This is a genomic window from Spirosoma pulveris, assembly GCF_054781875.1.
This window is the reverse complement of sequence record NZ_BAAGTO010000009.1, coordinates 108252-129246: the sequence shown is the minus strand read 5'-3', so window position 1 is coordinate 129246 and position 20995 is coordinate 108252. Positions and strand designations below refer to the sequence as shown.

The window sequence follows — 20995 nt, the reverse complement described above, 5'->3', positions numbered from 1 at the left end:
GTTAGTTCATTGTTTGATTGGTAGACCCCACTGAGCTTGAAAGGGTTGGCGCGTCATTTGCTTTTTTTTCACTTTCGTTCGCATCCGTTTGCGCAACATCAACCCAGACCTTCATTTCATCGAGCGTCATGGCACCAAATTGTGTTGTAAACGCCACATCAGCGGCATCCCGACCATAGGCTACTGTAATCCGGTTACCGAGTGGCTTGGCCTGTGTTGCGTCGAAGGTAAACCAGCGGCCGTCGACATAGGCTTCAAACCAGGCATGGAGGTCCATTGGATCGAGCTGATACAAATAGCCAACGACCATTCGGGCCGGGATATTCAATGCCCGGCAAAGAGAAATGCCCAGATGGGTAAAATCACGACAAACGCCAATGCGGCTGGCGGCTGTATCTACGGCCGATGTGCTGGCATCGCTGGTGCCGTATTGGTAAGTAACGGATTCCTGAATCCACTTCCTGATCGCTTCGGCCTGATCGTACCCGGGCTCGGCATCTTTGGTAATTTCAGTGGCCAGTTCGCCCAACTGATCGGATTGGCAGTACCGGCTCGGGAGCGTATAATGGAGCACGTCATCCGGTAACTCCTCAACGGGTGTGTAGGGAGCGCCGGGGGCCGTGTCGATTGTATCAGCGGTTTGCACCGTTGCCGAAAAGTGAATAGAAAAAGGTCCTTCCGGCGCAACAACCCGCTGACAAAGGTTACCGTACATGTCCGTAAACTCGGTAACATTAACGGCAGGAGTTATCTGATATTCTTCCCGGATAATCCACTGACCGGCTCCCGAGCGGGGCCTCAGCATCAGAATAAGGGGAGTTGGCGTTTGGGCATGAAAGGAGAGTTCGCAGCCAGCGTTGAGTTGCATCGCTTAATAGGTAATGAAATGAGACATTTGGTTTGTTAAAAGTCAAACACAAATAACTGTGTATAGTTGATGCCCAACAGCAGGTTTTGTCGGAAAAGGCTGAAAACCAGTTTACTTTTTCACGATCACAAACTCTACCCGTCTATTCTGCTGGCGGCCTTCGTCGGTATCGTTGGTGGCCGTTGGTTTCGCTTCGCCAAATCCCTTGCTGGCAATGCGGTCTGGTTCGATGCCTTTGCTGATGAAATACTCCCGAACGGCGTCGGCCCGGTCCTGCGAAAGTTTGGCGTTTATTTCCTTGGAACCCGTATTGTCAGTATGCCCGCGAACTTCGATGGTCATTTTGGGGGCTTCATTCAGCGTAGTTACGAGCCGGTCGAGTTCGGGGCCGGATTCGGGGCGTAGTTCAGATTTTCCTGTGTCGAAGAAGATGTTGTTCAGCCGGACGATGCTGCCTACTTCAATCGGAATCAGTTTTAATTGTTTGTCCGTAATCTGCTGGTAGCCTTTCGGCTGTGTTAAATCAATATTGGCTCCTTCGGCGATGAAGTCTTTGGCTACCGCCCGCATGGTGTAGCGCTGGCCATAAGGCAGTATGATTTTGTACTCGCCCGTAATTGGGTCTGACGTGGCTTCGCCAGCCTCAGCGCCATCGGGAAGGGTTTGGTAGATAATGCGGGCTTCGATGGGCTTGCCCGTAACCTGATCAACTACCTTGCCGCTGATCAGGGCCACGGGATCGGGGCGTGTAACGTCGGTATTAGCTGCTACATCCGTGCTGCCCCCCACTTTGCCGGGTTGGTTGGATGGGGTATCATCCGTCAGTTTAACACGAACAATATCGCCTTTACCCAAGGTGTTTTTGAAGGTGGTCAGATAGGCGTAATCACCCGATGCACTGAGGGTAAAATAGGCATCGTAGCCATCGGTGTTGACTTTCGTGCCGAGGTTAACCGGCTTCGACCAGTGTTTCCAGGTTTTATCGACCCGCTTGCACACATAAATGTCGTTGCTGCCCCGTCCGCCCTCGCGGTCGCTGGAGAAATACAATGTAGCGCCATCGGGAGCTAAAAAAGGCGTCGTTTCGGTGAACTTCGTATTTACTTCTACACCCAGGTTCATGGGCTTGCTCCAGGACCCGTCTTTTTGGCGGAAGCTCACGTAAATATCATCCTCCTTGCTGTTTTTCTTTTCACTGAACGCCATCAGCAGCACTTTGCCATCCGCCGACATGAACCCGCAGTCAAACTGCCCTTTGCTCATGCTTACGTATCCGGGAATGTCTATTTTCTGCGGGGGCGACCAGCCCGAAGCCGTTTTCTTACTCAGCGAGAACCCGCGTGTTTCGTAATTGCCGTTACTGTACTGGCCTTTGATGAGCATGGTGTTGCCATCGGGCGTGATGCTGTAGGCACAGTTGTATTCGTCTTTGTTGAGCGGGAAGCCCATGCGCCGGGCCGGACCCCATTTCCCACTGGTCGCGTCGAGGTCGGAATACCAGATGTCCTGGCTCCCTTTGGTACCATGGGTGTTGTTGGGGTGGCTGATACGGGCGAAGTACAGCGTTTTCCCATCCGGCGAAATCATCGGATTGATTTCGTTGTATTCGGAGTTGACCTGATTGCCGAGGTTTTCAACGCTGGTCGAATCCGCCTTCGGCTGGCCGTTTACCAACAAAGAGACAAGCAATAGAAAACAGGAAGCAACGGCACCAAAAACGTTCATGGACGGTACGAAGGATAGTGGGGGACTTGTAAAAGAACGATTTGAGGAGTAAGTTTTGTATTTGGTTTCGCAGCGTTTGCCAGCTGATTTTATTTATCTAAAAGAGAGATGTCAATACCAGCGTCCTTTAGAATGCTCAGGAACGTCCACTTCTTCATGTCTTTACCAGGAAAAGGAACGGCAACCGTAGTCTTTAAGTCAGGATCGTAATAAATAGGATGGCTGCCTTTTCCCATCCTTTTAAGAAAACAGCCGTTTTTTTAAACGTTTTCAATGGGCCGCTTTGGTGATAAATTCATACCAACGCGGTCGTTAAACCAAGTAAATACGCTACTGTCTGACTATCGTCTGGCGGAATGGGTTGACCTTCTACCTTCAAAACTGCCAGACAACCTTCAATAGCGTCTTTTGCCGTTGCAATACCCTCTTCAATTGTTTCGCCATACGTGATACACCCCCGAATTGTGGGAACTTTCACCGTACATCTTCCTTCGGGCTCAGGCGTTAAAATAAGACGATATGGTAAGGTTGTCATGGAGTCACGAGAATCAGTATAATGTTAGAAATCATGCGGGCCGCCCGGCGGTTCAGACAACTACCCGCAATTTCGCGAAGCTCAGCAGCAACACCCGCTCGCCCGCTTTCTCGAAGGCGATGGTGGCTTTGCGTTCCGTGCCGTTCACATCTACAGCTTTAACCGTGCCAAATCCGAATTTTGCATGCTCAACCCGCTGGCCAGCCGCCAACTCGGCCGTGCTGGTGGGCGCGAAGTCTGAAGAGGGCGTGTGCGAAACGGTTGGCTGGGGGACCTGCGAACGGGCGGTTTTCTGCGCCAGCGATCGCACAAAGTTCATAGAACCCGACGAAGTGCTTTCACTGCGGTCGCGCTCGGGCCGGTCGAAATCCGTCCGGCTCGGTGCCGACCGAAGTTTCGACAGTTTCATGTACTTCTGGTCGATCTCCATCAGAAACCGGCTGGGCTCACACATTTTCAGCCGTCCATAATGGTACCGCGTTTCGGCATAAGAGACTGTCAGGCGTTTTTCCGCGCGGGTAACGGCTACGTAAAACAAGCGACGCTCTTCTTCGAGGTCATTACGGCTCTCGAGCATCATTTGGCTCGGGAACAAGTCTTCTTCCAGCCCAACGATGTGAACGTTCTTGAACTCAAGTCCTTTAGCCGCGTGGATGGTCATCAGCGTCACCTTATCGTTGTCGCCATCCTCTTCCTTTTCATCGGCCGTGGTGAGCAGCGAAACGGACTGAAGGAACGCACTCAGGCTTTTTTCTTCATTGTCCGGGTTATCGACAAACTCTTTGATGGCATTCAGCAATTCCTGTACGTTTTCGTACCGGGCCAGCCCTTCCACCGTTTTATCGTCGTACAGTTCCTTGAGCAAACCCGATGTTTTGGCAATGTGCGAGGCTACTTCAAACGCATCTTTCTGATCGAGCAGGAGTTTGTAACTCTTGATCAGGTTCGCAAAGCCTTCAATAGGAATTTCCGAGCGACCTGCTACGTGCTGACCAATATTGGACACGATTTCCCAGATTGATTCCTCCTTTTCGGCAGCTATAACACTAAGTTTGGCAATGGTCGTGTCGCCAATACCGCGCTTGGGGAGGTTGATGATGCGCTTAAAGGCTTCTTCATCCTGTTGGTTGACCGTGAAGCGCAGGTAGCCAATCAAATCTTTGATCTCTTTCCGCTGGTAGAACGACAGACCACCAATGATCCGGTACTTGATGCTCACTTTGCGCAGTGCTTCTTCAAAAGCCCGCGACTGGGCGTTGGTCCGGTACAGAATGGCAAAGTCATTGTTGGTCAGCGACTCGTTCATCTTTGCTTCGAAAATAGACGAGGCTACCAGACGCCCTTCTTCGTTATCCGACGAAGCTTTGATCAGGTCGATAAGCGGACCGTCTTCATTGGCCGTAAAGACCGACTTCTCCAACTGGTTTTTGTTCCGGGAAATAATAGAGTTCGCGGCTTCTACAATGGTCTTGGTGGAGCGGTAATTCTGCTCCAGCTTTACAATTTTGACGTTCTCCTTGCCGTAATCGCGCTGGAAGTTGAGGATATTCTCGATGTTGGCTCCCCGGAACGCATAAATACTCTGGGCATCGTCGCCCACGATACAGATGTTCTGGTGAACGGCCGCCAGTTTGCGCGTGATGAGGTACTGCGAAACGTTGGTATCCTGAAACTCATCGACCATCACATGCTGAAACTTGTGCTGGTACTTGTGCAGAATATCCAGATGATCGCGGAACAGCACGTTGGTATTGAACAGCAGGTCATCGAAGTCCATGGCGTTAGCCGCAAAACACCGCAGCGCGTACTGTTTGTAAATCTTTCCAATGTGCGGCATCCGCGCCGATTCGTCGTCGGCCTGAATAACTGCGTTATTAATGTAGTCTTCCGGTCCGATAAGCCGGTTTTTAGCGCCGGAAATGCGGCTAAAAACGCTGTTGACCCGGTACACTTTATCATCCAGCGCCATTTCTTTTATGATACTGCGCAGCAACGACTTGGAATCGTCGGTATCGTAAATGGAGAAATTGCTGGTATAGCCAATGGCTTTGGCTTCAATGCGCAGAATTTTGGCAAAGACGGAGTGGAACGTGCCCATCCAGATGTTGCGGGCTTCGGTCCCAACCACCTTTTCGATCCGGTTCCGCATCTCACCAGCCGCCTTATTGGTAAACGTCAGCGACAGAATTCGGAATGGGTCAATGCCGGTTTCGATGAGGTGAGCAATGCGGTACGTCAATACGCGGGTTTTTCCCGAACCTGCTCCGGCTATAATCATCAGCGGGCCACTGCCGTGCATGACGGCTTCCCGCTGGGGGTCATTTAATCCTGAAATATAATCAACCATTCGGCTCGTATCTCTTCCTTCTATAACAAGTAAAAGTACGAAAAAATTTGGTTGGGGTGGAGGAGGAAATCGGCTGAGCGCTATACAAACTCACCCATATCGATGCCCATCACGTCTGAAACAGACGAGGCTGTGGCGGCTCCGCCGTCGCCTTTCCGGTAGCGAAACCACTCGCGGCTTTTATAGTTGTAGACAAAGCCTTCGAGAATGCCGTACTCAGTGTCTTCGATGAGTCGAATGACTTTTTTCAAGTCGTTGTTAACACCCCGGTTAGTACAAACTTCAATAATGATACGAGTCTGTTCTAGGTTCTCGTCAAACAGGATCACATCGGGTACCGGAAAACCCGGCCCTTCGTCTAAGGGTGTTTCGGGAAGCGGAATGAGCACTATTGTCTTTTTGTGATAATACAGCACGCCTAATTCAACGGTTAGCTTGCTGATGATGCGCTGATGACCAAACGGAGAATTGGTGCCATCGTCATGAGCCAGAGAGGGCGAATTATAATTTTGTTCGTACATAGCTGTTAGACGAATTTGGTGCTCTAAGTTACAGAAAAACAGCGCCTAAGGTGAGCGGCTGCAAAAACGTTGTCTTTTTCTGAATTATTGTGCAACATTTCAGAAATTCATGCCTCTTTCTATCGATAACAACCTAAAAACCACCCCGAGACGCTGAATCTGTTGGAATCGAACCGAAATCATGACGGTGCACCGGTCGGACCGCCTTACCCGGACCGTCATGCCGACCTGGTCAAACGCTGCCAACAGGGTGAGCGACGAGCGCAGTATGACCTGTATCAGCAATACGTGAAGGCGATGTACAACGTTTGCCTGCGGATTGTGAACCACGAGGCCGAAGCGGAAGATGTATTGCAGGAGGCTTTCATGGACGCCTTCAGTCATATCAACTCGTTTCGGGGCCAGAGTACGTTTGGCGCGTGGTTGAAGCAGATTGTCGTGCATCGGGCCATCAATCATTTGCGTACAAGGCGGTTGGAACTGGTCGATATGGAGTCGCACCGGCTGGGTGAGGACGATGGACTCGACTATGCCGACGCTGAACCCTACGACGAAGAAGGTACACAACTGGAAGTCGAGCGGGTGAAGCGGGCGATGCAGCAACTGCCGGAAGGGTACCGGGTCGTGTTATCACTGTACTTATTTGAAGGATATGACCACGAAGAAATCGGGAATGTCCTGAACATAAGTGAAACCACCTCGCGAACGCAGTATTTACGCGGCAAAAAACGATTGCTGGAGTTATTATAAGTACTGTGCTGAACGAGGGCCGCAAACGAAGAGTACAACGAACAAATACGAACGACGAGTCACTAGATTCGACACCAGGAAAATGAAAAAAGATAATCTTGAACGCTTCGTCCGCGATAATCGCGAAGCTTTTGACGACAAGGAGCCACCCAATAGTTTGTGGCAGAAAATAGAAGCTGGTTTGGACAAGCAGCAAGCCGACCGCGATACGCCGTTCCGTCAGATTCACATTAACCCTGTTCAAACAGGCAGTGAGGAATACGGAGCGTCGAAAACGATACCGTCGAAAACCGATACTGGCCGCTCCCGATTTGCTGGCAGGCAGATTGGCTGGCCCTCGCTCGACTGGCGGGTGGCGGCTTCGGTGGCGGTGCTGCTGCTGGCGGGTGCTTTTCTGTACATGAACCATGAGTATGGCGTTGCGCATCAGCCGGAGGTTGTAGCGGCCAGTCCGTTGTATGCCAAAGAGGTGGTCCATTATACCGAGTTGATTGACGTAAAGCGGGCCGAGCTGAAGCAAATGACGGGAGATAACCCGGCTTTGTATCAGGAGTTTGCCTCCGACCTCGACCGGCTCGAAAAGTCATACAAATTGTTAAAGTCAGACTTACCCAAAAACCCAAACCAGGAAGTGCTTATTCAGGCCATGATACAGAATTTGCAACTCCAGATTAACCTGCTGAATGAACAGTTGCATGTTATTGACCGCATTAAACAACAAACTCATGAAAATCCTGTGTAGTCTATTGCTGTGCCTGTTACCAATGCTCACCTGGGCCGAGGAGCATGAAGGATTTGGCGCAATCGAAAAGAAGAAAACGATTATCAAATTGTTCGATGTGAGCAGTAATGATAATTTGGTAGTCGACAACCAGTTCGGTCAGGTATCGGTTGGGCTGTGGGATAAAAGCGAAATTCGGGTGCAGATCACCATTATCGCCAATTCAGACTCCGACGAGCGGGTGCAAAAGTTCATGGATGCTGTTTCCATTGAAGAGAAAAGATCCGGCAACCAGATTACCGTCCGCACCAATTTCAGCCAGAGTAGTGTGTCGAACTGGAGTTTGGGTAAATGGAAAGAAGGCGGTGAGCGCAACTTCGTTAAGATCAATTATGAAGTCATGATGCCCCGACAAAACGCGCTGACTGTCCGGAACCGTTTTGGTGATACCAGCATCCCCGCTTTTCAGGCGCCTTTAACCGTATATAGCCGCTATGGTAACTTTAGCGCCGATGAGTTAACCAGCCGCCAGAACGACATCGATGTGGCTTATGGTAAGGCGGACATTGGCAACATAGGACAAGGGAAAGTGGATATGGCTTACGGTAGTCTGGAACTGTCCAAAGCCAACGTGCTGGTGCTGACCAACAAATTTGGAAAAATGAATATTGGCGATGTAGGTAAGCTGGATGCAGATATCAATTACTCGGGTGCTAAAATTGGTACCATTCGGGAATCAGGCAAGATCAAAATTGAGTTCTCGAACGGTTTCCGGATCGAACAGCTACCCAAAAGTGCGGATAACCTGAACATTCAGGCGTCCTATTCGTCGGTCGGTCTGCCGCTGGACAATAGCAACGACTGCGACTTCGATGTGACCGTAAGCTACGGCAATTTCAATTACGGGTCCGGGTCAACGATGCACTTCTCCAGTCAACCTAACGACAATGACAGTCACCGCGGCCCGCGGCTTACCAAGCAGTACATTGGTAAAGTTGGCAATGGTTCGGGCACCAAAGTAAGGGTTGTATCGAAATTTGGTAATGTAAGCTTCAGATAGACAGCTGATTTAATCAGAAATATACAGGGATAGGCAGGATGTATATATATTTCGGGTATGACATTACTTACCCGACCCGTAACATTCTCCATAAGGCTGCTATACTGTCTATTCTTTTTGTCCGGATTTGCGGCCCTATTATATCAGGTAATCTGGCAGCGGCTGCTGGTTTTCTATACCGGCTCCGACACCGTCAGCATCAGCCTCATCGTATCAGCCTTCATGACCGGCCTCGGCCTGGGCTACCTCTTTGGAGGACGCCTGGCCGACCGGGCGCTGGCGGCCCGCAACCTGCGTTATTTTCTATGGGCCGAAGCGGGCATCATGGGGTTTGCCGCCATCAGCAAGTGGGTTTTGTATGACATCCTCTACGTCAACAGCCCAATCGACAATGCCAGCCCCGTTGTCATGTATGCTGTGGTCTTTGGCGTGTTGCTGCTACCCACCTTTCTGATGGGTTTCTCGCTTCCGGCTTTATCAAGGGCATTCCAGTTTAGCGATGGCCCCGCTCAGGGCCGCTACATCAGCCTGCTTTACTTTGCAAACACACTGGGGGCGGCAGTAGGGGCGTTCGTTACCGGCTTCCTGCTGGTTCGTTGGATAGGCTATGAGTCCTCCATCTGGGTCGGGGTATTCTTCAATGGGTTATGCGTAGTGGGCGCACTCTGGTTGGGACGACGGCTGCATCAGTCGGCCGGCTTTCGGCAGCACACCAACAACTCAGCATCCGCCCCGTTACAATTTACACCGGCTTTAACGTTCTGGTCGGTGCAGTACGGCCTGTCTGGGTTGGCTGCACTTTCGCTGGAGTTGATCTGGTTCCGGGTTCTGGAGTCACTGATCAAATCTGTTTCGCTAACCTTCTCCATGCTGCTGGCGGTCTATCTGGGCTCCATGGCACTGGGTACGCTGGTGGGAGTTGGCCTGAGCAGGAGACTCTCCTTACGGGCGCCGGTGCGTCGGGAGCGCCTGTTTTTATGGGCACAAACGGGCCTGTATATTTATACCGCGGCATCAATAGGCCTGTTCGTTCAGGCCATCGGACGCGTTTCTGCGCTCGATTTTCTCTGGAATTATTTTAAAAGTGGGGAGCCAGTTCTATCTCCGAGCTTTGCCATTGTCACCTATGGGCTCATTCCCCTGTTTTTGCTGTTTGTACCCACCTTTTTGATGGGGTTAAGCTTTGCGCTATCGCAATCGCTGATTCAGGACCGGTTTGAAGAGGTAGGACGTAAAATAGGCTGGCTGCAATTCGTTAATATCGTCGGCTCGGCACTGGGGGCCTGGTTGGTTACGTGGGTCGGCTTCCCGATTCTGGGTACAGCCATGCTGCTTAAACTCATTGCCGGGCTTGGCCTGGTTTACGGATTTGTGCTGTTTGCCCGTCGGCATCTCAACGCGCTGGCCGTATCTGTGCTGACGGTTGTTCAAATCATGGCCCTCCTGTTAATTCCGGGTAATACCATCCTTTGGCAACGCCTGAACGGTGTCGATACGCCAACCGATCTGCTGTTCAACGAGAACGAATCGGGCGTATCGGTCATTAAATTTATGCCCGGCCGTCAATCGGGCATTGTATTTGTCAACGGTCTTGGTCAAAGTGCTTTGCCTTATTCAATTGACGATGTACACACGTTGCTGGGCGGTCTGCCCGTAATGATGCACCCCAACCCGGAACGCGTCGCCGTAATTGGGTTAGGATCGGCCGGAACCGTTCAGGGCATCGGTGGCCGGGCTGAAACCCGACAAATCGACTGTTTCGAGATCGTTAGTAATCAGGCCCAAATCCTGGCGGACTATGGCGTACAGGCCAAAGACAGCAGTGTCAACAACGTACTGTCGGACAGTCGACTCAAACTTATTTTTCGCGATGGTCGGTACGCGCTCCAGCATAGCCCTGACACTTATGATGTGATCGAGGCAGATGCCCTCCGGCCAACATCGGCTTTTTCGGGGAATATTTATTCGAGAGAATACTTCGAGTTACTTCGGTCGAGGTTACGGCCGGGTGGGTATGCGGTTACCTGGTCTCCTACGGTGCGTATCCGCAACACGTTCCAGACGGTATTCCCGTACATTGTTTATGTCGATGACTTAGTCCTGATTGGCAGTAATAAACCCATCACGATCGACTGGAACGCCATTCAACAACGGGCCATGACTAGCTTCAGCCAGGCTCATTATAAATCGGCAGGTATTGATCTATGGAAGATTTTGACCCGCTATCGATCACATACTCACTTAATACCGGGAAATCAGCCGGTGGGCCGGGAGATCAATACAGACCTATTCCCCAAAGATGAATACAGTATCCGGCAGCGGGACAAAGCGCAGTAAGTAAACTCGATAATAATTGCAGGTAATCAGAGAGAGAGCTGGCAGAGCGACTACGATAGCCTCTCAATAACTCCCCTATGCTGAGGGAACTCCGCCAGCAGCTTCTCACGGCTGGCCATTTCGAAATCGGCAAAGTCGAAACCGGGTGCTACCGTGCAACCGACCAGTGAGAAGTCAACCCCCGCTGCGGGCGCAGACCCGAACCAGCAACCCGCCGGAACGACCGCCTGAAATACGTCACCTTTTTCTGGGTTGTTGCCCAGCCGGACAACCGTTAGCTCGCCGGTTGGGGTAATTACAAAAATCTCCAGTGCTCCACCCGCATAAAAATGCCAGACTTCGTCGGATGCGATCCGGTGCAGGGCCGATACATGATGGCTTTCGAGCAGAAAATAAATCGCCGTACCAAACGAACGTGCTCCGCCAAATCGACCCGGCAAAGCAGACTCAGGGATGGTCTCGGCTGAGCGGTACGTCTCTACAAAATAGCCTCCTTCCGGATGGGGCTGCATATGGAAGGTTCGAACGTAGTAAGCGGCTGTCATAATGGCGAATGAGTGAAAGAGCGAATGAGTGAACGCGTGTTGCTTTGATAGGCCACGCGTTCACTCATTCGCTCTTTCACTGTTTTACTTTTATTGCGCTGCTTTTACAACCGTCAGGAAATCGCGGGACTTGAGCGAAGCACCACCGATGAGGCCACCATCAACGTCGGGGCGGGCGAAAAGCTCTTCGGCGTTCTGCGCGTTGGCGCTGCCCCCGTACAAAATGGTCGTGTCCTGCGCAACGGTATCGCCGTACTGACCGGCAATGTGTTGGCGAAGTTCAAAATGCATGTCCTGCGCCTGGGCCGATGAAGCCGTCAGCCCGGTACCGATGGCCCAGATGGGTTCGTAGGCGATAACGATATTGGCGAAGGACTCGGCCGAGAGGTGAAACAGGCTTTCCGTAATTTGATCTTTCACGAAGGCAACGTAATCGCCGTTTTCGCGAAGGTCGCGGGATTCACCGCAGCAGAAAATAGGCTTCAGACCATTCTCCAGAGCAATGTTTACCTTTTCGGCCAACTGGGCGTTGGTTTCATTGAAGTACTGCCGCCGTTCGCTGTGTCCCAGAATGACGTACTCAACGCCGATGGACTGAAGCATAGGTGCTGAAATTTCACCCGTGTAAGCACCGGATGCTTTCTCATGGCAGTTCTGAGCACCCAGCGCAACCTTACCGCCCTGGGTCACGTATTGCCGGGCAGTAGCCAGATACAGCGCAGGTGGGCAAAGGACTACCTCTACATCGCCGGTTACTTCATCCTTAACCATATTGATTACCTCCGATAGCAAGGCTGTTGCTTCTTCGGCTGTCTTATTCATTTTCCAGTTTCCGGCAACGATTTTTTTCCGCATAATCAATTAATAATGAGTTCAGAACCAATAAATAAACCCCTAGAAACAGTCGTTTCTTTGTCAATTCGGGACGAAATTAGAACATTTCAGCCGAACACCCGGCCCGTACTGTTACTAAAATTTGTTTAGCGGGTCGCTGGGGGGCTAAACCATTCATACACAGAAAAAACCAATCGATATAATCTTGTGTTATTCGGATAAAAAAATGCGTAATTTTAATGTAAGATAATCTCTATATGAAAACGCTGGTATTGATAATCGGGCTGTTATGCACCTGCGCGGTCACGCGGGGCGACGATCACCAGCAGGGAATACCTGACAAGGAGCGTTACGGTTTTTTCATCACCGGAAATCGAACCTGGACCCGCATCCCGTTCCAACTTCACTCGAACCTGATCATCGTTCCGGTACGCATCAACGAATCCGACACGCTGCGATTTATTCTGGACACAGGCGTAAGCAATACCATCATTACTGACCCCAATGCGTTTGCTAAAAAGCCGCTGACGCTTACCCGAAAAGTGAAAATCAGTGGGGCTGGTGAAGGGGGGAGTTTGACAGCCTCAATCGCCATCGATAACACGTTGAGCATGGGCGGGCTTCGGGCTGCGCATCATAACCTGGTCATTCTCGACGAAGATGTTCTAAAACTGTCGGAGTATGTAGGCACGCCCGTTCATGGCATCTTTGGCTACGAGGTCTTTGCCAATTTTGTGGTCAATGTCGATTTTCAGCGTCGGGAAATAACCCTGATGAAGCCGGAAAAGTACACGTACCGAAAGCGTAAAGGCGATCGCTATCCAATTACCATTCAGGATACAAAAGCCTATACCGACGCATTATCTGTGTTTGACGGCGAGAAAAGTTTGCCCTTACGGGTAGTACTGGATACGGGGGCGGGCCATGCCTTGCTGCTTGACCGTTCGCGAAGTACGGCTGCCATGCCCATGCCCGCCAAGAGCATTCGGGCACAATTGGGCCGGGGCCTCAACGGGGTTATCAATGGCGTAATGGGCCGTATTCAGAAAGTTCGGTTTGGCCGGTATGAGCTGGATAACATTCTGGCGTCATTTCCAGACAGCATGGCCTTTGGCATGAAACTAGTCGATATGCCGGAACGACAGGGTAATGTGGGCTGTGAGCTGCTGCGACGCTTCAACGTTACCTTCAACTATACGGATCGATACATTGTCATGAAGCCCATCAAACGGCTCATGCGCGAGAGTTTTGAGCACGATATGAGCGGTATGGAACTCCGCGCCAAAGGTGAACGGCTTCGAAATTATTATGTCGATAAAGTCGTCGACGGCTCCCCGGCCGATATGGCTGGTTTACGGGAAGGCGATGAAGTTCTGTTCGTTAATAATACTTCGGCCAGCGAGCTGACGGTTAGTGATATATACAAAATTCTTCAGAAGGGAGAAGGGAAGGAAGTTTCTATACTGGTCCGGCGAAACGGACAGATTATTTTAACAAGCTTTGTGCTGAAGCGACTTATCTAAACGATAGTGCGGGCGGTGCATCGCCTTGTAACCGTGTGCGGCTCATGCGGCTACTCAACCCGCTCCAGCTTGAATCGAAAAGTTGTTCCTTTATCGACTTTGCTCATTACGGAAATCTTCGCTTTGTGGGCGTTCAGGATGTGTTTTACGATGGCGAGGCCCAGACCCGTACCGCCCCGGTCCTTGGAACGGCTTTTTTCGATCCGGTAAAACCGCTCAAAAATCCGGCTCAGGTGTTCGGGAGGAATACCAGGGCCATCGTCGCGGATGGAAACAAGAATAAATTTTTTGTCTTCTTCCAGATTGACCTGCACATGCCCGTTTTCGTTCCCGTATTTAACCGCATTTTCGATCAGGTTGGTCATCACCTGCAGAATACGCTGCGCATCGGCTTTTACCCAAACGGGACCGGGGGGCGTGCTTTTTAACGCCAGCGATGTTCGCTTGGCGTGGGCAATTTTCTCAAGCTGTTCAAAGATTTCGTGCGTCACGTGGGCCAGATCGACCCGCTCGAAATTCATTTTTACTTCGCCCGTTTCCAGTTGCGAAAGCGCTACCAGGTCTTTTACCAGCGCATCCAGACCATCCAGGCTTTTGGCTGCTTTCGAAAGAAATTTATCCCGTACCCGTTCGTCATCGACTGCCCCGTCGATCAGCGTATGGATAAATCCCTGGGCGGCAAAAATGGGCGTCTTTAATTCGTGCGATACATCGGCCAGAAACTCCCGCCGAAACAGCTCCAGGCGTTTCAGTTCATCGATTTCCTTTTGCTTTTTGGCCACGTAAACGAAAATCTCGTCGTTCAGCTTTTTGAACGGATTCGTGTTTTTGATGATGGCCTTCCGGGAGATGTTAAAGTCGCGGATTTTTAATTTGTGGATGGTCTTGTACATCTTGTTCACTTCGCGGAATACGAGTAACTCGATCGCGTACAGAACCAGAAAAAACGAAATGGCAAAGGAGGAAAGACCTGCAACAAACAAGATATTGCTGGTAGCCCCATCGACAAACGACAGGAATATCAGCGTCATGGCCGAAATCAGGCAGGCCAGCAAAAGTGCAATGATACGGGGACTAAGAGACATGGGGCAAAGAAAGGTGAAAGCGTGAAAGAGTGAAAGAGCGAATGCGTGAAATCGGACCACCATTTCACGCATTCGCTCTTTCACTCTTTCACGCTTTATTCAGGCTGGTCGGTGAACATATACCCGACTCCCTTCAGCGTACGGATGTGGGTATCGCCAATTTTTTCGCGGAGTTTCCGGATGTGAACGTCTACCGTACGTTCGAGAACGTAGATGTCGGCTCCCCAAATTTTTTGCAGTAACTCCTCCCGGCTGCACACCTTGTTTGGGTGCTGGGCGAGGAAAAACAACAGTTCAAATTCTTTCTTGGGCAGAATAACCTGCTTGTCGTTCTGGCTGACCGAGTAATTTTTGCGGTTGATGAGCAGATCGGCAATCAGGATCTGTTCACCCGGATCGGCTTTCTGGGCTTCTCGACGGAACAGCGCGTTGATGCGGCTCATCAGGGCGCGGGGCTTGATGGGTTTGGTAATGTAATCATCGGCTCCAACGTCAAACGCGGCTACTTCAGAATATTCCTCAGAACGGGCTGTCAGATAGAGAATATACGTCTGGCGGAGTTCGGGAATGTCGCGAAGTTGCCGACCGGCTTCAATGCCATCCAGATGGGGCATCATGATATCCAGCAGGACTAATTCGGGCATGTATGTTCTGGCGACCTCAAGGGCTTTGCGGCCGTCGGTTGCAGTGCGAACATCGTAGCCTTCTTTAGACAGATTGTATTCGAGCATCTCCAGGATGTCGGCGTCATCGTCAACGACTAGAACGCGGTGTAATGGTTGAGCAGCTTTAGCAGCACTCATACGAAGTGAAGTTGGTAAGAATCGTTTATCCGTTGGTACCTCTTTTAATCCATCGGTAGCCCGAAGTTACGCGGCTTATCCGCAACGTTACGAATCACTAATGCATACTTAACAAAAACTTAACAGCTATTTCCTGCTTGGCCCCTTCTCCCGACAATTGATTTTGAGTTCATTAATTCCCCATTAAGCTCGACAAACTATCTGAACAAAGCGAAAGGATACGAGTTGGTTACAACGGTAAGCTATCCAAATTTAAACGAAAATTAGCATTAAACTACCGAGTTGTTTTTACTTGCATTATGAATATTCGCTCCCGGGAAATCGAACTCCCACCGTACGCAAAACTTGTTTGTGTGCTGTTATCGCTGGTTATTATTGTCTATGGCTTACATGAGTTACAGGGTTTACTGATCCCACTGGTTTTTGCCATCCTGTTTTCCGTTTTACTGTTTCCTCTGGTGCAGCGGCTCGAAAACTGGGGCGTTCCGAGAATACTATCCATTGTTATTTGCCTGCTACTGGCTTTGGGTGCCTTGACGGCTTTGTTCTGGGGGGTGTCGGTCCAAATCAGTAGCTTCTCGGAAGTGATACCACAGTTTGTCAAGCGCGGAAGTCAGTACATCGACAGTATTCAGACCTTTGCCGACGAACAACTGAATATCGACCGCAAGCGGCAGGTATCCGAAATCAAAAAATACCTGAATCAAGCGCTGGCTGAGGGGGGAACCATTTTAACGACGACGTTGCTGGCGACCACCAGTATTCTGACAAACCTGTTTCTGGTCTTATTATTTGCCTTCTTTTTTCTACTGTACCGCGACTTCTTTCGCTCTTTCTTCTACAAAGTGTTCGAAGATACCCGCCGATCGAAGATCGACGATGTCATGAGCGGTATTTACGAAGTCGTTAAAGATTACCTGGCCGGCCTGGTACTGGTGATTCTGATCATCGGCACTTTAATGACGGTCGGGCTACTCATCCTGGGAGTAGATTACGCCATTTTCTTTGGCTTTTTTGGGGCCTGTCTGGTGCTGATTCCCTACTTCGGTATTTCGATGGGCTCGTTGTTACCGGCGGCCTACACGCTTGTCACGCAGGATAACCCGCTCAAAGCATTGGGCGTCATCGGGGTCTTCCTGTTTGTACAAACGCTGGAAGGAAATTTCATCACGCCGTACATTGTGGGGTCTAAAGTGAGTATCAACCCACTGGCGGCCATCGTTGTGCTGATTTTGTGGGAAAACGTTTGGGGGTTACCGGGCCTGATCTTAGCCTTGCCCATGACGGCCATCATAAAAGTTATTTTCGATTCTGTAGAAGCCCTCAAACCATACGGCTTCGTGATCGGCGAAGCCGAAAAGCCACGCCCACCCATCAAAAACCTCCAGGAACTAGCCGACCAGCTACCCAAACGAGCCAAGAAAGTCGGGAAGGTGGAGGAGAAAAATTAATTATCAATGATAGAATGAGTGAGTATTTTATGGAAGCCGTTCACTCATTCTATCCTTCATTCATTGATAATTAAAAATTTAGTGGGTCGAGGTTTTTGAAGTGGCCGTTCATGCGAATGCGCTGTTTGGTACGCTCCATGTCCGACACCACGGGAAGTACGTTGTTGAGGTGCTGGATGAGGAAAAGCTGGCGTTCGGCTTCCGTTTCGAGGGTTAACAGTTCGTATTCCTGCTCAATGGACAGCCCGACTTTATGCGCCACCTTGTAGGATAAGTTTTCGGATGTGGCGGAGTAATCCGTTTCAATTTGCAAGAGGTTGTACAAGCGTTCCAGCCGTTCGGTCAGGGCCGATGCGTGGGCGCTGTAACTGTCGCCGGGGGGTACTAACTCCACCTCACCACCGGCGTATAATTTGCCGGGTATCGGATTTTCAAAATTTACGAGTTTAAAAACGCCTAAGCCTTTCGACTTGATGTCCATTCGGCCGTCGGGGTAGCGTTTATGCAGCGTGGTGACGTGCATTTCGGTACCGTAGCCGGGAAGTTTGTTGTTGATGAAGGCCGGAATACCAAATGTCCGCTCTTCATCCAGGCATTCGTTGATGAGCTGGCGGTAGCGTGGTTCAAAAATATGCAGATTCAAATCCTCGCCAGGATAAACAATCAGGTTAAGCGGGAACAGGGAGAGCGTCTTTTCCATAGCGACGAAAAGGTACGGGTTTTTAGTTAAAAAGGGCGTCTGATTCCAGAAAACGAACGTTTCTCGATCGTGCTTCCGCATAAATTGGGTCGGCAAGGTAGCCCAGTCCCGTTACATCCGACATGCAATCTGTTACCAAAATAAGTTTCGGGACAAGTTCCGGGGCAAAATCCAGTATTTGCTTGAGACTGTTTGCTACACAGTGCGATTTTGCTTCGCCCATCAGGTAAATACAGTCAAAACGGGTCAGATCCGCGATGAGCGCCCTATTGAGCTGCGTTTCGGGTACGGCTGCATCCGGTACCTGAGCCCGGAAAATACCGAAGTGTTCGGACAGCGGATACAGCCCTTTTTGTACCGCCACGTAATCGAGGTCCCGCTGCTGTGACCAATTCTTGAGCGCGTCGAGCAACGTATCATGCAGGGCTGCCCCACGCGAGCCAATCAGGCAATGTTCGGGCCAGATAAAGTGCGCAAACTGCCCATCGGCTTCGAGATTGTGAATGTAAGCAATGGCTTTTTCGGGTGAGAAACGGGGTATCCATCGGCCCGCATCGACCTCCTCGCCCGAAATACGGGTAAACGGTGCCGGGTGCTTGCCCGATGCATCGTGCCAGAAAAGTGGGTGCGCAATATCGAGAACCTGGTGCGTGTCGAGCGTAACGACAATGTGATCGATCTGATCGGCGTGGTTTCGAATCAGCGCCGACATGCGCTCAACATCCTGCTCCGCTCCGGGTACAAACAGGGCACCCTGAGGATGGCAGAAATCGAACTGAGTGTCTATGATGAGAAAGACATTTGTCATGTTTTAACGTATCTTGCCAATACACAGCCATCTTCTTTGTATCAGCGTATGAAAACTTTCTATTCACTATTAATGGTCCTGATAATGTCGGGACTAGTTTCGGCACAAGGTATAGTTTTTGAAAAAGGCAGTTGGGCCGATGCCGTAAAGAAAGCTAAAAAAGAGAAAAAACTGTTGTTCTTGCACCTCGATAATCCCGGCTGCGGGGGGTGTGGTGAAGTAGCGTCGGTAGCCTTCAGAAGCCCACTGGTACGGGAGAAGTTCGCCCTACATTTCATTAGTTTCCGGACGAATGGAACCGCGGGGATCGGCAAAGAGCTGGTTGAAAAACTACAGGTCGAGTGTACGCCCTCATCGGTGTATCTGGATGCGGACGAGAATCCGCTGGCTCGCTACTGTGGTACCACCACGTTCGACCGGATTTACCTCGAAAAAGCCGAAGAAGCACTCACCCGGCATCAGGAGCGACCGCTGAAAGTCATGGCAGAAGCCTATGCCAAAGGGGAGCGGTCATCGGCATTTATGCGCGCCTACATAAACCGGTTGCGTGAATTGGGCCTGTCGAATACTGAGCCGCTGGATGCGTTTGTGGCCAGCCTTCCGGCAGACTCCCTACAATCCGGGTCGTTACTCCGGTTTATTTTCGACCAGGCACCCGTAGTAGGCAGTCAGGCCGATCAAATATTCCGTCGTAACTACGCCATGACGGATAGTCTCTATAAAGCGGTTGGGTGGAACAGAGCCGTTGAGCTTAATGGTCAGATTACAAATAACTCCCTGCGAAAAGCCATTAAGGACCATGACGTCGAATTAGCCATGAAGACGGCAATCTTCAGACTAAGAACCTACAATAATGACTATAAAAATGGAAGGGCGGCTCACGACTGGGTTCTGATGCGCTATTTCCGGGGTATTCAGGATACACTTCAATACTTACGAATGGCATCCGATTACTACGATAAGCAGTTCATGACTGCCCGAGTCGACTCGATTCAGAAACTGGACGAGCTGGACAGCCAGCGCCGAATGCGGGGCGAGTTGCCAGGGTCGAGCAGACCGCTTACCCGGCCCAACGCTCCCGTACAGGTGGTTCAGGTAATGGCATTTCCGAACACCCAGCGGTTTGTGAGCGCGCTCAACCAGGCCGCCTGGGAATTTCAGGAGCTAACGCGCGACCCGGTTTACCTCAACAAAGCCCTCAGTTGGTCGAAGCGAAGTCTTGAGTACCGCGAAGACGGGAGCCTGCTGGATACCTACGCGCATATTCTGTACTGGCTGGGTCGCAAAGAAGAGGCTCTGGAATGGCAGACGAAAGCTGTGAAAAAAGAAAAAGATCGTAACTCACCCATGGTAACGTCGCTGGAAGAGTCATTGAAAAAGATGAAAGCCGGGACGTTATAGCGAAACCATATCGGTAGTTTCTAAGAGGGTAAGCCAAACAGCTTGCCCTTTTTCGTTACTTTGATGTATGAATTACATTGAACTACAACTCCGTCTGTCGCCCGACTATACCGACATCCTCACCGCCGAACTCGCCGAACTTGGGTATGAGTCATTTGTCGAAACCGACGAGGGACTGAACGCCTACATTACAGAGCCTGACTTCAACGAGGAGGCCATTCCTGAACTGATTGCGAAATACGCCGATCAAACTGCAATAGCTTATGAAGTCAATTCGTTAGAAAAGCGAAACTGGAACGCCGAGTGGGAGAGAGATTATGAGCCGATAGAAGTTGCCGACCAGGTCCGGGTCCGGGCGTCCTTCCATGAGTCGGATGCCCGGTTTCGTTACGACATTGTCATTAACCCGAAGATGTCGTTTGGAACGGGCCACCACGAAACCACAGCCATGATGATGGAGCAGCAGCTTGGTCTCGATTTCTCGGGCAAAACGGTGCTCGATGTGGGCAGCGGAACCGGCATTCTGGCGATTCTGGCCGCGAAAATGGGTGCTGCGAACGTACTGGCGTTCGATATTGAAGAGTGGGCCGTTGAAAATGCCCGCGAAAACGCCGAGCTGAACAGCTGCCCGCAAATCACGGTATTTCAGGGGACGATCGATGACATAAACTCACCGAACAACATACTCGACTGGACACCCGCTGTTTTTGACAGTATACTGGCCAATATCAACCGAAATGTACTGCTCCGCGAAATTCCGATTTACACCGATCTTTTAAAAGAAGACGGCTATTTGCTGGTGAGTGGTTTCTACGAACATGATGCGGTCGATATCGAACAGAAAGCCCGCGAATCTGGTCTAACGCCCGTGAAGGGGATGGCAATTCGGGAGTGGACATCATTGTTGTTTCAGAAATCAACGTTGGTACCGGGTGTTTTATAAACATCTGTAAGACTTGACAACAAATCAATGGACGCCTT

The 20995-nt window shown here is 50.6% G+C and carries 19 protein-coding genes and 1 pseudogene; 8 read left to right on the top strand and 12 right to left on the bottom strand.

The features are described 5' to 3' along the window. Position 1: 1 nt before the first annotated feature. The 6 genes and pseudogenes from ACYVJM_RS24655 to ACYVJM_RS24630 all read right to left on the bottom strand — a co-directional run bounded on the left by ACYVJM_RS24655 (position 2) and on the right by ACYVJM_RS24630 (position 5996). Positions 2 to 868: a transglutaminase domain-containing protein gene (locus ACYVJM_RS24655; protein WP_461150902.1), complete on the bottom strand. Its 867-nt coding sequence runs from the start codon at positions 866 to 868 to the stop codon at positions 2 to 4. Positions 869 to 979: 111 nt separating this feature from the next. Beyond that, positions 980 to 2593 (bottom strand): OmpA family protein, encoded by a 1614-nt coding sequence (locus ACYVJM_RS24650; RefSeq protein ID WP_461150901.1) that lies wholly within the window; start codon positions 2591 to 2593, stop codon positions 980 to 982. 89 nt (positions 2594 to 2682) lie between these two features. Continuing rightward, positions 2683 to 2841, bottom strand: a pseudogene (locus tag ACYVJM_RS24645) (type II toxin-antitoxin system HicA family toxin); the annotation flags it as partial. A 47-nt stretch (positions 2842 to 2888) separates the two neighbouring features. Next, a complete protein-coding gene (locus tag ACYVJM_RS24640) occupies positions 2889 to 3128 on the bottom strand; it encodes a type II toxin-antitoxin system HicB family antitoxin (protein ID WP_461150900.1) in 240 nt (79 codons plus the stop codon). Positions 3129 to 3180: 52 nt separating this feature from the next. Then, positions 3181 to 5475 (bottom strand): ATP-dependent helicase, encoded by a 2295-nt coding sequence (locus ACYVJM_RS24635; RefSeq protein ID WP_461150899.1) that lies wholly within the window; start codon positions 5473 to 5475, stop codon positions 3181 to 3183. A gap of 80 nt (positions 5476 to 5555) precedes the next feature. Beyond that, positions 5556 to 5996, bottom strand: a complete 441-nt coding sequence (locus tag ACYVJM_RS24630; protein ID WP_461150898.1) for a hypothetical protein — start codon at positions 5994 to 5996, stop codon at positions 5556 to 5558. 162 nt (positions 5997 to 6158) lie between these two features. Here ACYVJM_RS24630 and ACYVJM_RS24625 point away from each other — a divergent pair, with 162 nt between their 5' ends. From ACYVJM_RS24625 to ACYVJM_RS24610, 4 genes are all read left to right on the top strand, one after another. Then, the gene (locus ACYVJM_RS24625) at positions 6159 to 6746 is read left to right on the top strand and encodes an RNA polymerase sigma factor (RefSeq protein WP_461150897.1); all 588 of its coding nucleotides are present in this window, start codon (positions 6159 to 6161) and stop codon (positions 6744 to 6746) included. Positions 6747 to 6828: 82 nt separating this feature from the next. Next, a complete protein-coding gene (locus tag ACYVJM_RS24620) occupies positions 6829 to 7488 on the top strand; it encodes a hypothetical protein (protein ID WP_461150896.1) in 660 nt (219 codons plus the stop codon). Further along, positions 7472 to 8527, top strand: coding sequence for a hypothetical protein (locus ACYVJM_RS24615; protein ID WP_461150895.1), 1056 nt, complete (start codon positions 7472 to 7474; stop codon positions 8525 to 8527). The genes ACYVJM_RS24620 and ACYVJM_RS24615 overlap by 17 nt, the downstream gene beginning before the upstream one ends. Before the next feature lie 57 nt (positions 8528 to 8584). After that, a complete protein-coding gene (locus ACYVJM_RS24610; protein WP_461150894.1) occupies positions 8585 to 10864 on the top strand; it encodes a fused MFS/spermidine synthase in 2280 nt (759 codons plus the stop codon). A 50-nt stretch (positions 10865 to 10914) separates the two neighbouring features. Here ACYVJM_RS24610 and ACYVJM_RS24605 read toward each other — a convergent pair whose 3' ends face one another. Together ACYVJM_RS24605 and tpiA are read right to left on the bottom strand one after the other, a co-directional pair. After that, entirely contained in the window at positions 10915 to 11409 is a 495-nt protein-coding gene (locus tag ACYVJM_RS24605) for a cupin domain-containing protein (protein WP_461150893.1), read from the bottom strand. 90 nt (positions 11410 to 11499) lie between these two features. Next, a complete protein-coding gene (tpiA, locus tag ACYVJM_RS24600) occupies positions 11500 to 12264 on the bottom strand; it encodes a triose-phosphate isomerase (RefSeq protein ID WP_461150892.1) in 765 nt (254 codons plus the stop codon). A 236-nt stretch (positions 12265 to 12500) separates the two neighbouring features. On the opposite strand from tpiA, the gene ACYVJM_RS24595 reads away from it, so the two are divergent. Then, positions 12501 to 13766, top strand: coding sequence for a pepsin/retropepsin-like aspartic protease family protein (locus ACYVJM_RS24595; protein ID WP_461150891.1), 1266 nt, complete (start codon positions 12501 to 12503; stop codon positions 13764 to 13766). A 50-nt stretch (positions 13767 to 13816) separates the two neighbouring features. Here ACYVJM_RS24595 and ACYVJM_RS24590 read toward each other — a convergent pair whose 3' ends face one another. Both ACYVJM_RS24590 and ACYVJM_RS24585 read right to left on the bottom strand, forming a co-directional pair. Further along, complete coding sequence (locus ACYVJM_RS24590) at positions 13817 to 14851, bottom strand: sensor histidine kinase (protein WP_461150890.1); 1035 nt, start codon at positions 14849 to 14851, stop codon at positions 13817 to 13819. Between the two features lie 95 nt (positions 14852 to 14946). Beyond that, positions 14947 to 15654: a response regulator transcription factor gene (locus tag ACYVJM_RS24585; RefSeq protein ID WP_461150889.1), complete on the bottom strand. Its 708-nt coding sequence runs from the start codon at positions 15652 to 15654 to the stop codon at positions 14947 to 14949. Positions 15655 to 15953: 299 nt separating this feature from the next. Here ACYVJM_RS24585 and ACYVJM_RS24580 point away from each other — a divergent pair, with 299 nt between their 5' ends. Further along, a complete protein-coding gene (locus tag ACYVJM_RS24580) occupies positions 15954 to 17105 on the top strand; it encodes an AI-2E family transporter (protein ID WP_461150888.1) in 1152 nt (383 codons plus the stop codon). A gap of 70 nt (positions 17106 to 17175) precedes the next feature. On the opposite strand, the gene ACYVJM_RS24575 is transcribed toward ACYVJM_RS24580, so the two are convergent. Beyond that, the gene (locus ACYVJM_RS24575) at positions 17176 to 17805 is read right to left on the bottom strand and encodes an LON peptidase substrate-binding domain-containing protein (protein ID WP_461150887.1); all 630 of its coding nucleotides are present in this window, start codon (positions 17803 to 17805) and stop codon (positions 17176 to 17178) included. A gap of 22 nt (positions 17806 to 17827) precedes the next feature. Continuing rightward, positions 17828 to 18613 (bottom strand): cysteine hydrolase family protein, encoded by a 786-nt coding sequence (locus ACYVJM_RS24570; RefSeq protein ID WP_461150886.1) that lies wholly within the window; start codon positions 18611 to 18613, stop codon positions 17828 to 17830. Between the two features lie 48 nt (positions 18614 to 18661). Here ACYVJM_RS24570 and ACYVJM_RS24565 point away from each other — a divergent pair, with 48 nt between their 5' ends. Both ACYVJM_RS24565 and prmA read left to right on the top strand, forming a co-directional pair. Further along, on the top strand, positions 18662 to 20014 hold the full coding sequence (locus ACYVJM_RS24565) for a hypothetical protein (RefSeq protein ID WP_461150885.1): 1353 nt from the start codon (positions 18662 to 18664) through the stop codon (positions 20012 to 20014). Positions 20015 to 20081: 67 nt separating this feature from the next. Beyond that, positions 20082 to 20957, top strand: a complete 876-nt coding sequence (gene prmA, locus ACYVJM_RS24560) for a 50S ribosomal protein L11 methyltransferase (protein WP_461150884.1) — start codon at positions 20082 to 20084, stop codon at positions 20955 to 20957. Positions 20958 to 20995 lie beyond the last annotated feature (38 nt).